A 14,938-nucleotide genomic window follows, 5' to 3' on the forward strand; every position below is an offset into this window, starting at 1 on the left:
TGGAGGAAACAAATGCTAAATAATTCGGGATGGTACAGAAAGCAGCTTGTCAGCTCAACCATTATCTTTTTTCTCATGTTTGTGAACCATTTATTTAGCGGTCCAGTGTTAAAAACAGTCTTAAACATCGTGATTTGGCTGACCTATGCGGGCGTCCTGTTCGTACCAAGAGCATGGTGGACGAAAAGAAGGTTAATAATAGCAGCCAGCCTGATACTCATTGAAACAGCATCCGGTTTAGTTTGGTACCATGAAACAAACCAAATCTACTTCCTTGCGATTTTAGTTCTTTCGGTGACGGTTCATTTGTCGTTGTCGAGGTCACCAATCCCAGTGATGGCGGTGATGTTTGTGACCGCCATCCTTTATTCCCAATTTGGTCATGAAAGTCTATTCCGTATGATTTCCTTTATTGTATTGTCTATCGTCCTTTACTTCAATATCCGCAACCGCATGCAGCGAAATGAAATGTTTGAATTGAATAAACAGCGTTTAGCGGAGCTTCATGAAGCATATGAACATTTGCAGGAAGCATCGGTAACTGGCATAAAGTATGCGGTATTGGAAGAAAGAACACGGATTGCCAGAGACATCCATGACGCGGTCGGCCATAGCTTGACATCCCTAATCGTACAGATGCAGGCATTGAGATATATGATAAAAAAGGATCCTGCCCAGGCAGATCAATCACTTGAAGAGATGTTGGTCCTGGCTCGACAAGGGCTGCAGGAGATTCGAACGTCCGTCCATTCGCTTGCGGATGATCATTCGCTATCAGGTGTGACTCCTCTGAAAGCGTTGCTTTCCCAAATGGAGGCTCAAGCTTCCATTCCATATCACTTCCACTCTGAGATAAATGATGAAGAGGTGAACATGGAGATTTACGGAATTTTATTTAGGGTGCTCCAGGAGGCGATTACGAATGTGATCCGCCATTCTCAGGCTACACTGGTGGAGGTAAGTTTAATGAGGGAAAATGAAAACCTCTTCTTAAAAATTAGCGATAATGGAATCATGGATTCATTGGAAAAAATGAAGGAAGGATTCGGCTTAAGAGTGATGAAGGAGAGAGTGGAGGAAAGGGGCGGCAGGCTGAGTTATTCCATTCAGAAACCACATGGATTTGAAATTATTGCTGAAATTCCAATAGCTCCAAGGGCACAATGATGAAGAGGGTGGATGATTTTGCTGAAGAAGGAAAAAATCAAGGTGATTCTGGCTGACGATCAGACGATGATTCGCCAGGGATTTGGCTATATAATTGGACTACAAGAAGATATGAAACTGATTGGTGAAGCTTCTAATGGGAAAGAGGCACTTGATTTGGCATTGGCATTACAGCCGGATGTGATTCTAATGGATATCCAGATGCCCCGGTTGACAGGAATTGAAGCAACAAGAGAAATAATGAAGCAATTACCGAAAACAAAGATTGTTATTTTAACCACTTTTGATGATCAAGAGTACATCTACCAAGGAATCCGCTCTGGTGCGGTGGGCTATTTACTTAAGGATGCAGAAGTGGAGGATATGCTAGAAGCCGTCCGATCTGCCTATCGCGGAGAAGCTGTTTATAGAACAGGATTGGCGGCAAATGCCCTTTCAAGGGTTGCAGCAGCAGGATTTAATGATTCGCGCCCGGAAAATCAGTCACCTTTATTAGAGGTATTGACAGAAAGAGAGCGGGAAATTTTGCAAGAAATGGCCTATGGACATCGAAACGATCAAATTGCCCAGAAGCTGATCATCAGTGAAGGAACGGTCAAGTCGCACGTGCATCGAATCCTGCAAAAATTCGGCTGCGAGGATCGAACCCAGGTTGTGGTAATGGCCCTCCGGACCGGGATGGTAGAGTGAAGGGTTTAAGGGCAAGGAAACTTAAACTCATCATCCCTGATTCTCCAAAATCTTTTTGATTTTCTTCAAATCTTTCATATTCGCCCTTTTCATCATGGAGGACATAAACGGTGTAAATAATTTAGAAAATCCTGTAGGGTTGCCCGTATTTCTTAATGTCATTCTAGTCGCATCCTTGTTAATCGCTTCCCACGTATAGGTCGTTTCCATTGGAAATGGCCCATTTGCCGTTCTCATGACAAGCTTTTGGCCGGGGAGGAATTCCGCAATTTCGTATACATAGGAAAGGTCTCTCCCTAAAAATTTAGCTTTAAACGCAATTCGAGAACCTACCGTTAACGGTTTTTCCGTCTGCCATTCCGCCGAATTAATATTGACATACCATTCGGGAGCATGATCAGGCGAAGCGGCATAGTCTGAAACATTTTTTACAGGACGTTGAATATCAATTTGGGTAAATACATCTACCATGTTGAAAAGCCTCCAGAAATATTTCTCGCAATAATATCTATAATTTCCCATTTTGTTTATTCAGATATACATTCTCTATTAAAATAACTGGAAATGGGAAAATCACTAGTATATTATTATATAAGAATATTATGAATACTCTGCGTATAAAAATGGAGGTTTAAAAGATGCTACAGAAAAACTTAACCGATGAAGTACAACAGACAATGAAAGAGGTGATTGGATGGAGAAGATATCTTCATCAACATCCTGAACTATCCTTTCAAGAGGAAAAAACCTCCCAGTTTGTATATGACACACTCCAATCCTTTGGAAATTTAGAGCTTTCCCGTCCGACCAAAACCAGTGTGATGGCTCGTCTCATCGGTTCTCAGCCTGGAAAAGTCCTTGCTATTCGTGCGGATATGGATGCACTGCCTATTCAGGAAGAAAATACATTTGATTTTGCCTCTGAAACTCCAGGTGTTATGCACGCATGCGGGCATGATGGACACACGGCGATCTTACTTGGGACAGCAAAGATATTATCAAGAATGCGGGAACGAATTCAAGGTGAAGTTCGGTTTCTGTTTCAGCATGGTGAAGAACTGTTTCCAGGGGGAGCCGAGGAAATGATGGAAGCAGGTGTAATGGAAGGTGTCGACTTTGTAATCGGAACACATGTGTGGTCACCAATTGAAGTCGGCAAAGTAGGTATTGTTTATGGCAAGATGCAGGCAGCTCCGGATACGTTTGATATTACCATTAATGGTGCTGGCGGACATGCTGCTGAGCCGCACAAATCCGTTGATTCCATTGCAATTGCGACCCAGGTTGTTACAAACCTTCAACATATTGTTTCAAGGAACACGGATCCACTTGATAATCTGGTGGTTTCCGTTACGAAAATTATGGGAGGAACAGCCCATAATGTGATTCCAGGTCAAGTGGAAATAGGCGGGACAGTCCGAAGTTTTGATCCAAAGCTTCGTGAAACGATTCCCGGGTTAATGGAACGAATTGTAAAGGGAATTACGCTGGCACATGGCGCATCCTATGATTTTTCCTACAATTTTGGATATCGACCTGTTGTTAATGATGAAAAGGTTACAAAGGTCATTGAAGAAACTGTTTGTGAAATCTTTGGCGAGGAAGCGATTGATTGGATCAAGCCGGATATGGGGGGAGAAGATTTCTCTGCATACCAGCAAAAAGCGCCGGGGGCTTTTTTCTATGTGGGAGCTGGTAATGCCGAAAAGGGCATTATCCATCCGCATCACCATCCAAGCTTTACTTTAGATGAAGAATCTTTAGAAATCGCTGTAAACATCTTTGTTCATGCCGCGTTTAAATTTTTGCAGTAAAGGAAATGGAAAGCTTGAAGGTCGCTCTCACTGAGCGGCTTTTTCTATGGATTCATGTTATGATAGAATAGTAAAATAATTATGGGAACAATATGATTTTACTGACTGTAAGGGAGAAATCCGTGTGGATTATAATGAAGACTTTATCATCCTAGATGAATCATGTAAGGTGCAGGAATCCTTAGACGCTATGATCCAATCTAATGCCAAACTGCTGGTCGTAAAGAAAGAGGAAGGCTTTATTGGTATTTGCGATAGTGATCATTTACTAGTACAGGTCAATAAGCCAGAGGAAAAGCTGGTCTGCCAATTGGATTTCATTATAATGGAGGATAATGAGTACGTTTCCATTTTAGATGATGATTTTTCCTATGCCCTTATTGTCGATGAAAAAGGAAATTTACTAGGCTGGACTGATAGAAAGTCGCTTGAAATTGAAGCCTACTCCGAGGATTTACGGGCAATTACAACCGATTTGGAAGCCATTGTGGATTCGATATACGATGAAGTCCTCGTGGTTGACTCCCTTGGGAAAATAATCAGAGTATCCAATCGAAGCACCCATCAATTATGGGGTGTGGACCCGCAGACGGTGATTGATCAAAATATTTTAGAGCTTGAAGATAAAGGCTGGTTTAAGCCATCAGTGACTAGAAAGGTAATCGAAGAAAAAAAGAAAGTCTCGATTGTCCAGCATAATCGATTCGGAAGAAAAATTTTAGCCGTCGGAAATCCGATTTTTAACAGAAAGCAAGAATTAGAACGGATTGTAATTGCCTCAAGGGATATAACGGCAGAAAAGAAACTGGAAGAAGAGCTGCAAGAGGCCAAAACTTTAAAAGAGCAATACCGTAAAGAGGTCGATATTTTAAAGAAGGTCCAAGGCAGTCAGAAAAGGATCATTTATCAATCAGAGCAAATAAAAAATTTAATGTTCGAGGTGGAACGGATTGCCACGGTGGAATCGACGGTTACCATTTACGGGGAATCTGGTGTCGGTAAAGAATTGATTGCCCAAGCCATCCATCAGCTGAGTCCGCGGGCAGAGAAGCCCTTCGTTCGGATCAATTGCGGTTCTATTCCGGAAAACCTATTGGAAAGCGAACTGTTCGGTTATGAAAAGGGGGCTTTTACCGGGGCTCTTGTTCAAGGAAAAAAAGGATTATTCGAGCTTGCCAATGAGGGAACGCTTTTTCTGGACGAGATTGGTGAATTACCGCTCAATCTGCAAGTAAAACTGTTACGGGCCATTCAAGAACGAGAAATTATGAAAATTGGCGGGTCAAAAGCCATTCCAATTAATATTCGCATCATTACCGCAACCAATAAAAATTTAGAAGAAATGGTGGCAAAAGGGACGTTTCGGGAGGATCTATATTACAGGATCCATGTGATCCCGTTATTTATTCCACCTTTGCGTGAAAGAGTCGAAGATATTGAGCCGATTGTTTACCACTTCCTTGATTATTATAATGAAAGATTTACTTCCAAAAAGTATTTTTCTGAAGATGCATTGGAGATGCTGAAATCGTTTAAGTGGCCGGGGAACATCCGGCAATTACAGAATGTCACCGAAAGAGCCATGGTCACGTCAGCAGGTCAAATGATTACGGCCAACGATCTGGTGAAAATATTGGACGATCGCAAGAAAAGCCAGGCTCCTGTCGAGGTGCATTCGATTATCCCGTTGCAGCATGCCGTCCAGGATACAGAAAAGCAGCTCCTCCAATTAGCTTTATTGAAATACAAAACCTTAACAAAGGTGGCAGAAGTATTAGAAGTAAGCCAGCCGACCATTAGCAGGCTTTATAACAAATTGAAGCATCAGATTAATAAATAGTTAAATAAGAATGATTAAAAGGATTGAGTAAACAAGCTCCATCCTTTTTTTGAGGCAGTGTTAAAGGAGAATGTTGATTTTTTACACCTGTTGATTGGAGCGGAGGGCGCTCGACTCCTGCGGGATGGAGAGGTCACGGGAGACCCCGCAGGCGCCTAGAGCGCCGCGGAGGCTCCCGGAGCTCCCCGCGGAAAGCGAGCGCCCGTAGCGGAAACCAACTTCCAAGTTTATCAGGAACTTTTTCTAACAAATGGTTCATTCAATATTGAATAATTGTTATTCATAATTGAATGAACCATTTGTTTTATCAAACAAGGTGGTATAAATAATTGCGATTAATAGAATAGTACAATAATTTTATACAACTTCTTAATGAAACAAGGAACGTTTATTCATTTTTGAATAATACATTTTAATAGACTGTTAAAAACAGAGGCTTCACGTGTTGGCATGAAAATTGCATTAATTATGGTAAGTAATCATTTTGAAAAACTAAAAGGGGTTAATGACATGACAACGACTACGAAATCGATCGAATTAAAAACAGCCATCCCGGGACCAAAAGCATCCGATCTATTAGAAAGAAGAGCAAATAATGTCCCTAGAGGAGTATCAAATAATGTACAATCCTTTGCCGTAAAAGGAAACGGAGCCATCTTAGAAGATGTCGATGGGAATGTATTCATTGACTTGGCAGGAGCAATTGGTACACAAAATACGGGTCATTGCCCGCCAAAGGTCGTAGAAGCTTTAACAAAACAAATTCAACAATATATCCATCCTGGCTTTAACGTCATGATGTATGAGCCATACATCGAGCTAGCTGAAAAATTAAATCAAATCACACCTGGATCCCATGCGAAAAAGACCTTTTTCTTAAACAGCGGTGCAGAGGCTGTTGAAAATGCGGTGAAAATTGCCAGAAAATATACCGGCAGAAAAGGGATTATCTCTTTTGACAGAGCCTTCCACGGCAGAACTTTATTATCCATGTCCTTAACAAGCAAAGTGAAGCCTTATAAGTTTGGGTTTGGCCCGTTTGCACCAGATACTTATAAGACACGCTATCCATATTACTATCGTGCACCTTTTGGTGTAACACCGGAAGAACTTGACCAAAATCTCTTAGCCCAGCTTGAAGACTTTTTCTTGTCTGAAGTTCCTGCTGAAGAAATTGCAGCCATCATCCTAGAACCTGTCCAAGGTGAAGGCGGATTTGTGATTCCATCTAAGACCTTTGTTCAAGGAATCAAGCAAATTTGCGAAAAGCATGGAATTCTTTTTATTGCGGATGAAATCCAAACGGGCTTCGGGCGCACTGGAAAATTATTTGCCATTGAGCACTTTGATGTTGTTCCTGATATTATGACCATGTCAAAATCCATTGCAGCCGGATTACCAATCAGTGCCGTAACAGGCCGTGCGGAAATTATGGATGCGGCGGCACCTGGTGAAATCGGCGGAACCTATGGCGGAAGTCCGCTCGGATGTGTGGCTGCCTTAAAGGTCATTGAAACAATTGAAGAAGATCAGTTACTAGATCGTGCAAACGTGATTGGTGAAAAAATCTTATCGAGATTCAACAGCTTAAAAGAAACATATGATGTAATAGGCGATGTTCGCGGCTTAGGGGCGATGTGTGCTGTTGAATTTGTCAAAGACCCTGTAACGAAAGAGCCGGATAAGGAGTTAACCGGAAAAATCGTTGCTGAATGCCATAAACTGGGAGTCATTGTACTAAACGCTGGATTGTACGGCAATATTTTAAGATTCCTTTCACCGCTCGTAATTACGGATGATCAATTAAATGAGGCGCTTGATGTAATCGAATCCGTTCTGAGAAAACTAGTTTAGGAGGTTTGATGATGAAAAAACATCTATTCATAAATGGAAAATGGCAGGAAGCAAAGGAATACCGTCCATTATACAGTCCTTATAATAATGAGCTGCTGGCGGAAATCGCCTTTGCAGATGCTCAAGATGTAGACCAGGCAATCGCTGCAGCGGAGAAGGCAAAAAAAGTAATGGCCAAAATGCCGGCACATCAACGGGCAACCATTTTAGAAAAGTTGGTAGATTTATTAACAAAGAATGAAGAAGAGTGTGTCCGCTTGCTGGCCCTTGAAGCAGCGAAGCCTTGGACAACAGCAAAGGCTGAAGTAGCCAGAACGATTATGACTTATAAATTTGCGGCAGAAGAGGCAAGGCGGATTCACGGAGAAACCATCCCGATGGATGCGGCTCCGGGCGGAGAAGGACGTATTTCGTTTACGATTCGCCAGCCGATAGGAGTAATTGCTGCCATCACCCCATTTAACTTTCCGATGAATTTGGTAGCACACAAGGTGGGTCCTGCAATTGCGTCTGGTAATACGATTGTCCTAAAGCCGGCATCGCAAACCCCGTTAACTTCATTATTCTTGGCAGAGCTATTACAGGAAGCCGGATTACCTGAAGGAGCATTGAATGTGGTTACCGGAAGTGGAAGTATCGTGGGCGACCGCCTGATTCAGGATGACCGAGTGAAGGCGATCACTTTTACAGGCAGCCCTGCCGTTGGAATCGGCCTCCGCAATAAAGCCGGCTTAAAGAAAGTGACTCTTGAGCTTGGCTCGAATTCAGCGTTAATCGTTGATAAGGGTGTGGATGTTGATTCGATTATTCCACGAACTGTTACCGGTGCCTTCTCGTTTGCCGGCCAGGTTTGTATTTCTTTGCAAAGAGCCTACGTCCATGCAGACCTTTATGAGGAGTTCGTCGAAAAATTCGTTGCGCAAACAAAGACATTAAAGCTAGGAAACCCGCTTGATCCTTCTACAGATGTTTCTGCTTTAATTAATCCAAAAGATGTTGAAAGAGCCCTTTCATGGATTGCGGAAGCAAGGGAATCTGGTGCTGTTGTGGCAACAGGAGGAAATCGTGACGGAAATATTGTGGAGCCAACCGTTCTGTTAAATGTTGATCCTCTTCAGAAGGTCTCCTGTCAAGAGGTCTTTGCGCCAATCGTTCTCATTAACAAAGTTTCTTCTGTCGAAGAAGCGATTGAGTATGTCAATGATTCAAGATTTGGTCTTCAAGCAGGGATTTATACCAATGATATATTTAAAGCATTGAATGCTGCTGAAGAGCTTGAGGTAGGCGGCGTGATGATCAATGATATTCCAACTTTCCGTGTCGATCATATGCCATACGGCGGTGTGAAGGAAAGCGGAATCGGCCGTGAAGGAATTAAATATGCCATCGAAGAAATGACCGAAATGAAATTAATCAGCTTTAAAAAATAGTTTGAAAATAAAGGCCGGGAAACCGGTCTTTTATTTTTGTGAGTTGACTTCGATTAGGATTTTAATTATTATATGTTTAAACACTTAAACATTTAAACATATGGAGGTACATAAAAAATGAAGTCAACTGTTCTGATAACGGGTGCTACAAGCGGTTTAGGATTAGAGTTTGTAAAGCTGTTTGCCAATGATGGATATAATCTAGTTTTAGTTGCTAGAAATACGAAAAAACTGGAGGAAATCAAGCAATCTTACAGAACTCTTGATGTAACGGTCATCCCCAAGGATTTAAGTGCCCCTGGTGCCTCGAAAGAAGTATTTGAAGAAGTGGAAAGGCTCGGAATCTCGATCGATGTGCTGGTTAATAATGCCGGATACGGATTAATGGGGAATTTTGATGTGCTGGATATTCAAAAACAATCAAATATGATTCAATTAAATGTAACCGCACTGACAGAGTTAACATATTACTTTTTGCAAAAAATGAAACAAAGGAATCTCGGCAGAATTTTAAATGTAGCCAGTACGGCAGCATTCCAGCCAGGACCGCAAATGGCTGTTTACTATGCAACGAAGGCTTTTGTTCTTTCATTTTCAGAAGCGCTTGTAGAGGAATTAAGCGGCAGCTCGGTCACCGTTACAACTCTTTGCCCAGGTCCAACGAAAACGAACTTTGGCGCTGTTGCCAATGTAGAGGGCACGAAAATGTTCAGCCAGGCGATGCCTTCTGACCGAGTGGCCAAAAGTGGATATGAGGCACTGATGAAAGGGAAGCGCGTCATTGTAACGGGAGGATTTAATAAAGCTGGCGCGCTTGGTGCGAAGTTTATGCCAAGAAGCCTCGCAGCAAAAGTCGCCAAGTATGTGGCAGGAGAAAAGTAATCGCTCTGTAACAAAGGAGAGTGTACGATATGGCACAACAAGCAATTGATGTATTTAGGTCATGTATTCCATTATTTAACGCGTTAAGTGATCCGGCGAGGCAGGACATTATTCTTTTGCTGGCACAACATGGCGCATTAAGTGTAAATGAAATTGCCGAGCAATCCAATCTTTCAAGACCGGCGATATCCCATCATTTAAAAATCATGCGTGATAATCAACTTGTAAAAATAGAACAAAAGGGGACACAGCGTTATTATTCGCTTTCATTGAACCAAAGTGTTAAACAGTTAAAGGACCTAATTGACATTGTTGAGAGTGAATGCAGCCTATAAAAAAGCCCGCCTCCTGGCGGGCTTCGTTTATGTTATACAGTTCCTTTAAACAGTCTTTATTTTTTTAGAGCATCTTTTAATTTCTGGTATTCTTCCTCTGTAATTTCGCCGCTTGCGAGTCTTTTTCTGAGGATGTTCTCTGCCTCGTCAGACCAGCCATGATGGTAATAGAATCCTCTCCTCCGAAACATAAATCCTCGAAAAATAAAAAAGGCGAAAACTAAAAAGAAAAATAAAAATAAAAATCCAAAACACCATGGTCCTCCATGATAACCGTACCACATATGTGTATCCTCCTTGTCATTATCCTTTTTTCTTACTACGCCATTATCATAACCGGCAAATATCTCAAACTAAGGTGCAAAAAGTCACGAAAGTATCAACAACCCATCACAGTTTCGCAACAAAAATCTTGCTTTTGTTTCATTATGGTAAACTGAAGCTAAATTCGTGTATATGCCGGTTTTTTAGGAGGCTTAATGTGAAACAGCTACAAACTATTTTAGTTGTTGATGATGATCCAAGTATCGTCGATTTGATGAGGGACTTTTTGGAGAATGATGGATTTAATGTAGAAACTGCTAATGATGCAAGCGCGGCGTTAGCGGTGTTAAAGAGTGCACCGATTGATTGCATCATCCTTGATATCATGATGCCGGGACAATCGGGATTTGATCTGTGCCGTACGATAAGAACTTCGAACGATGTGCCGATTCTTTTTCTTAGTGCCCGTGATGATGATGTAAATAAAATCCGCGGACTTGGACTTGGGGGTGATGATTATATTGTCAAAACGGCTTCCCCTGCCGAGGTTGTAGCCCGAGTAAGGGCGGTTTTGCGCAGGTACAGCGGCCAGCAAGGCAACAGGGTAATGACTTTGAAATACGGAAGACTGGAATTGGATATAACAGCCAGGGAAGTAAGGGTTGACGAGCAGGAAATTTCGTTTACCCCGAGGGAATTTGAGCTGCTGCGGCTGCTGGCTGAGCATCCGCGCCAAGTGTTTACCTATGAACATTTACTAGAAACCTTTTGGAGCGGCGTGGGTGACAAACATACGGTGCGAGTTCATGTCTCCCGCATTCGCGAAAAAATTGAAGAGGACGCCAATAATCCGCAATACATCGTAAACGTATGGGGAGTGGGGTATCGCTTTGAGGGGATACCTGGATGAGAACACTACGAATCCGCAAATTTATGGTTTTTGGCATGATTTCAGTTGTCATCTTTCCATGGTTTATTTTTCTTGTGATCCATTTTAGCAACTCGAGCCCATTTCCTAATGGGTATGGGGTTGGACCGATGCAGCAGGTAAATCAGTCAAAGTTGAATGAAACCATGACCGTGATCGTTAAACATTCGGGCGAATGGGCGAATCCTGTCTGGCAACATCAGGTGCGGAAGCAGCTATCCCAAGTAAAAATGGACGCTGTTATCCTTTCGCCAACGAATCAGACAATCTTTAAGGCTGGTAATTCGCGGCGAAATCCCTGGATGTCCAATCAGCAAGTCATGGTAGTAGAAAATGGCCGGGTAATTGGGACAGTGAAGCTTTTTGCAAAATGGGAAAATGATGCGGTGGCCGGTCTGTTTGCATTCACAGCCTTGATTTTTGCTATATTCACTGTTGGTTTCCACATGCGCAGATCGGTGGTAAAGCCGCTTGAAGCAATGAGTGGAACAGCGAGAAGGATTGCGGAAGGGGATCTTGATCTACATTTGCCGGTGTCCCGGGTGACGGAAATAGCTGAAGTGCGATCCGGCTTTGAGGTCATGGTGGCCGGCCTGCGTGAGGCCTTTCAAAAACAAGCCGAGCTCGAGGAGGAAAGGCGGTTTTTCATTGGGGCGATTGCTCACGACCTTCGAACACCATTGTTTGCTTTAAGGGGATACCTGGACGGACTGGAGCAGGGAATCGCTGATACGCCTGAAAAAATGGCCAAGTATGTAAAGGTGTGTAAAGAAAAATCCAATCAGCTCGATCGGCTTGTATCCGATTTGTTTGATTTTGCGAAATTGGAATATATGGAACTGACGCCGAGGAGCGAAAAAGTGGATTTGGGGCTCATTATCCAAAGATCAATCGATAGCCTTAGGCCATTGGCGGAGGATAAATCTGTTTCCATTGAAATGGAGTCCCCGACATATGAATGCGAGGTTGTAGGGGATGCGCATTTATTGGAGAGAGCCCTGAACAATCTGCTAGATAATGCGTTGAGACACACACCACATGGAGGCAGAATTTTTGTCCATTGGTATATAGAATCTGAAAAAACGCTGATCTCTGTGGGGGATACAGGTCCGGGGTTCTTACCGGAAGAACTGCATCATGTATTCGAGCCGCTATACCGTGGAGAAACATCCAGAAACCGGGCAACCGGCGGAGCCGGCCTCGGACTCACCATCGCCAGCCGCATATTCAAAGCCCACCACGGAGACCTAACCGCCACAAATGCCCCGGAAGGCGGAGCCGTCCTAACGGGGTGGATTGGGGGTCAGTCCCCCGGTGCTTTAAAGCGGTAATGGTGTGGGGGACTGACCCCCAAGCAAAAAAACGTGCCCATGTTTGGCACGTTTTTTTCTTTGAGAAAGTTTATAGCATTAATGTGGAATTGCAATAACTTTTGCTGGTTGAAATGAATTAAAAATGGTAATATAAGTTATATACATACGGTACATGGGTATGGCATAACGAAAGATATAAAGAATAAACTTAAAAAGAGAGTATCAGAAGATAAAGGTTGCAACAGATACACTTAAATAATTACAACAAATTCTACATTTAAGGAGGGTCATATATGAACAAATGGATCATCGCAGGTGTTCTATATGTTGCTGTCGTATTTGGTGGATTTCAGTTATATGATAAATGGAGTTCAGGAAATAAAAGCTCTTCCGCCAGGATGGACATGAACAGCAATCAAATGGAGAAGAATGCAAACCACGTTAATCAGGTCGAGAGTGGAATGAGCCATATGCATGAAAGCGGCGCTGCTCATGATAGTGAAGTAAATACTTATGTAGAGAATGATGAGAAACAAATTATAATATTCTTAAAGGATAAGACCGGTAATCCAATTGATGATCTTGAAGTAAATCATGAGAAATTGATGCATTTCATCATTGTGGATGATCACATGCAAAAGTATTATCACCTTCATCCGAAAAAAACAGGCAAAGGTGAATTCACCATTAGCAATGATCTTCCGGATGGTTTTTATAAAGCGTACATTGATATTAAACCGAAAAATGAAGCTTACATGGTAGAGCCTGTTCCATTTGTTGTTGGTCATCCCACATCTTCTGAACACGGTTATGAACTGACTCCAGACGCTGTTTTAAGCAAAAGGATAGAAGGAGAAACCGTAAAATTAAATGTTAATACGTTTAAGGCGGGGAAGCCGGTAACACTGTCATTTAATCTGGACCAAACGAATTTGACCCCTTATTTAGGCGCAATAGGTCATGTAGTAATCCTCGATGAATTTGGTAAGACATATCTCCATGTTCATCCGGTAAACAATGATGAGCCGGTATTTGAGACAGAGTTTGAACAACCTGGTATTTATAAAATCTGGGCTGAGTTTAAACAAAATGGAAAAGTAAGAGCGTTCCCATTTGTAATAAAAATAGAGAAATAAATGCAAACTTCATTCCGCAACGCACGAAGTGAAACCATCATTTTATTAAGATGGACTTGAGGAACCCACTGCTGAGGGGTTCTTTTTTTCATTGTAGAAAAGTATGCATAGAGACTCATAGCATTTTCTTGTAGTTAGAAATGTACATAAATGCTAAAATAAGGAAAAGAGATACAGTGGGGGGGAAAAAAATGTTTGATTCACTGCCGGGGGATTTTATCTTTCAGGGTATTATAATTTTTATCGGAATCATTTTTGTCCTTGTTATAGGAACGATCATACTGTCCATCATCAAAGGCGTATCACAAAGGAATAAAAATAACCATTCACCCAAATTATATGTAATGGCGAAGGTTGTGGCAAAAAGAACAGCAATCCGGGGCGGGGGAGAAACCCGTGCGTACAACGACTATTTTGTTACGTTCGAGGTCGAAGGCGGAGACAGGTTGGAGTTAGAGGTTAAAGATTCCGATTATGGAATGCTTGTTGAAGGAGACAAAGGAAAGCTTCAGTTTCAGGGAACGCGGTATCTTGGTTTTAATAGGATAGTATATAAGATAGAATCATAAGGCGGGTTTGAAACCCTATCTAAATTGAGGAGTAATGATATGCAATTTTCTTTTGATCACTTAGTCTGGTTTTTTAAAAGGCCGGAGGAAGCGATTTCTCCCCTAAAACAAAGAGGAATTCATGCGGTAAAAGGCGGACGTCATGAGTTTTGGGGAACCTATAATACATTAACTTATTTTGACTTAAGCTATATTGAATTTTTAGGAATTGAAAATGTATCAATTGCCGAGAAACAAGAAGATAACCGACTGATTACTCATATTGTTAAACGGCTCGCTATAGAAAATCAGGAAGGTCCTGCAAGAATAGCTGTTCGGACCGATCGAATTGAAGAATTAGCTGTAAAACTAAAAAAAGAAGGATTTCCTGTTTATGGCCCTCTATCCGGTGAAAGAGTTCGTGACGATGGCGAAGTTATTAAATGGTCGTTGCTGTTTCCTGAAAACAAACCTGAAGAAATGCCGCTTCCATTTTTTATCCAATGGGAAAAGTCGGATGAGGAAAGACTTCGAGAGTTAGAGGAGCAAAGGGTGACAGGTTCACACATTTCGGGAAATGCAAAATTTGAGAGTGTTGGATTCGTTGTTCATAACCTTGAGCAAGTGATTTCAACCTGGGGGAACCTTCTTGATCTAAAGCAGAGTGAGGAATTCATCGATAAAAGTCTCAATGCTCGATGTGGAAAATTAGATTTGTATGGCACAAAGCTGCTGTT

Annotated in this window: 15 protein-coding genes (1 of these 15 running past the window's edge); 13 read left to right on the forward strand and 2 right to left on the reverse strand. The window is 42.1% G+C overall.

The window, feature by feature from the left end; translation table 11 throughout:
* Positions 1 to 12: 12 nt before the first annotated feature.
* Positions 13 to 1,167, forward strand: a complete 1,155-nt coding sequence (locus ACZ5XR_RS00690) for a sensor histidine kinase (protein ID WP_464499829.1) — start codon at positions 13 to 15, stop codon at positions 1,165 to 1,167.
* 12 nt (positions 1,168 to 1,179) lie between these two features.
* Positions 1,180 to 1,857: a response regulator gene (locus ACZ5XR_RS00695; RefSeq protein WP_464499830.1), complete on the forward strand. Its 678-nt coding sequence runs from the start codon at positions 1,180 to 1,182 to the stop codon at positions 1,855 to 1,857.
* A gap of 30 nt (positions 1,858 to 1,887) precedes the next feature.
* Here the strand turns inward: ACZ5XR_RS00695 and ACZ5XR_RS00700 are convergent, their stop codons facing one another.
* Positions 1,888 to 2,328 (reverse strand): SRPBCC family protein, encoded by a 441-nt coding sequence (locus ACZ5XR_RS00700; protein WP_464499831.1) that lies wholly within the window; start codon positions 2,326 to 2,328, stop codon positions 1,888 to 1,890.
* 167 nt (positions 2,329 to 2,495) lie between these two features.
* Between ACZ5XR_RS00700 and ACZ5XR_RS00705 the strand changes: the two genes are divergently transcribed.
* From ACZ5XR_RS00705 to ACZ5XR_RS00730, 6 genes are all read left to right on the forward strand, one after another.
* Entirely contained in the window at positions 2,496 to 3,671 is a 1,176-nt protein-coding gene (locus ACZ5XR_RS00705; protein WP_464499832.1) for a M20 family metallopeptidase, read from the forward strand.
* Between the two features lie 124 nt (positions 3,672 to 3,795).
* Complete coding sequence (locus ACZ5XR_RS00710) at positions 3,796 to 5,511, forward strand: sigma-54 interaction domain-containing protein (protein WP_464499833.1); 1,716 nt, start codon at positions 3,796 to 3,798, stop codon at positions 5,509 to 5,511.
* Positions 5,512 to 6,021: 510 nt separating this feature from the next.
* Positions 6,022 to 7,365 carry a 4-aminobutyrate--2-oxoglutarate transaminase gene (gabT, locus tag ACZ5XR_RS00715; protein WP_464499834.1) on the forward strand — a complete coding sequence of 448 codons (1,344 nt, stop codon included), beginning with the start codon at positions 6,022 to 6,024 and terminating at the stop codon, positions 7,363 to 7,365.
* 8 nt (positions 7,366 to 7,373) lie between these two features.
* Positions 7,374 to 8,795 carry an aldehyde dehydrogenase family protein gene (locus ACZ5XR_RS00720; protein WP_464499835.1) on the forward strand — a complete coding sequence of 474 codons (1,422 nt, stop codon included), beginning with the start codon at positions 7,374 to 7,376 and terminating at the stop codon, positions 8,793 to 8,795.
* Positions 8,796 to 8,912: 117 nt separating this feature from the next.
* Positions 8,913 to 9,677: an SDR family NAD(P)-dependent oxidoreductase gene (locus ACZ5XR_RS00725; protein ID WP_464499836.1), complete on the forward strand. Its 765-nt coding sequence runs from the start codon at positions 8,913 to 8,915 to the stop codon at positions 9,675 to 9,677.
* A gap of 29 nt (positions 9,678 to 9,706) precedes the next feature.
* Positions 9,707 to 10,012, forward strand: a complete 306-nt coding sequence (locus tag ACZ5XR_RS00730) for an ArsR/SmtB family transcription factor (protein WP_464499837.1) — start codon at positions 9,707 to 9,709, stop codon at positions 10,010 to 10,012.
* Between the two features lie 56 nt (positions 10,013 to 10,068).
* Here the strand turns inward: ACZ5XR_RS00730 and ACZ5XR_RS00735 are convergent, their stop codons facing one another.
* A complete protein-coding gene (locus ACZ5XR_RS00735) occupies positions 10,069 to 10,296 on the reverse strand; it encodes an SHOCT domain-containing protein (RefSeq protein WP_464499838.1) in 228 nt (75 codons plus the stop codon).
* 197 nt (positions 10,297 to 10,493) lie between these two features.
* On the opposite strand from ACZ5XR_RS00735, the gene ACZ5XR_RS00740 reads away from it, so the two are divergent.
* From ACZ5XR_RS00740 to ACZ5XR_RS00760, 5 genes are all read left to right on the forward strand, one after another.
* Entirely contained in the window at positions 10,494 to 11,186 is a 693-nt protein-coding gene (locus tag ACZ5XR_RS00740) for a response regulator transcription factor (RefSeq protein ID WP_464499839.1), read from the forward strand.
* Positions 11,183 to 12,535: a sensor histidine kinase gene (locus ACZ5XR_RS00745; RefSeq protein WP_464499840.1), complete on the forward strand. Its 1,353-nt coding sequence runs from the start codon at positions 11,183 to 11,185 to the stop codon at positions 12,533 to 12,535. Before ACZ5XR_RS00740 ends, ACZ5XR_RS00745 begins: the two co-directional genes overlap by 4 nt.
* Positions 12,536 to 12,810: 275 nt before the next feature.
* Positions 12,811 to 13,653 carry a hypothetical protein gene (locus ACZ5XR_RS00750; RefSeq protein WP_464499841.1) on the forward strand — a complete coding sequence of 281 codons (843 nt, stop codon included), beginning with the start codon at positions 12,811 to 12,813 and terminating at the stop codon, positions 13,651 to 13,653.
* Positions 13,654 to 13,844: 191 nt separating this feature from the next.
* Entirely contained in the window at positions 13,845 to 14,222 is a 378-nt protein-coding gene (locus ACZ5XR_RS00755; RefSeq protein WP_464499842.1) for a DUF2500 domain-containing protein, read from the forward strand.
* Between the two features lie 39 nt (positions 14,223 to 14,261).
* On the forward strand, positions 14,262 to 14,938 hold the 5' portion of the coding sequence (locus tag ACZ5XR_RS00760; RefSeq protein WP_464499843.1) for a VOC family protein. Its footprint extends 139 nt past the window's final position; 677 of the gene's 816 nt are visible here — the first part of the coding sequence; it begins with the start codon at positions 14,262 to 14,264; the stop codon falls past the right edge of the window.

Source organism: Neobacillus sp. Fa239 (assembly GCF_055395235.1).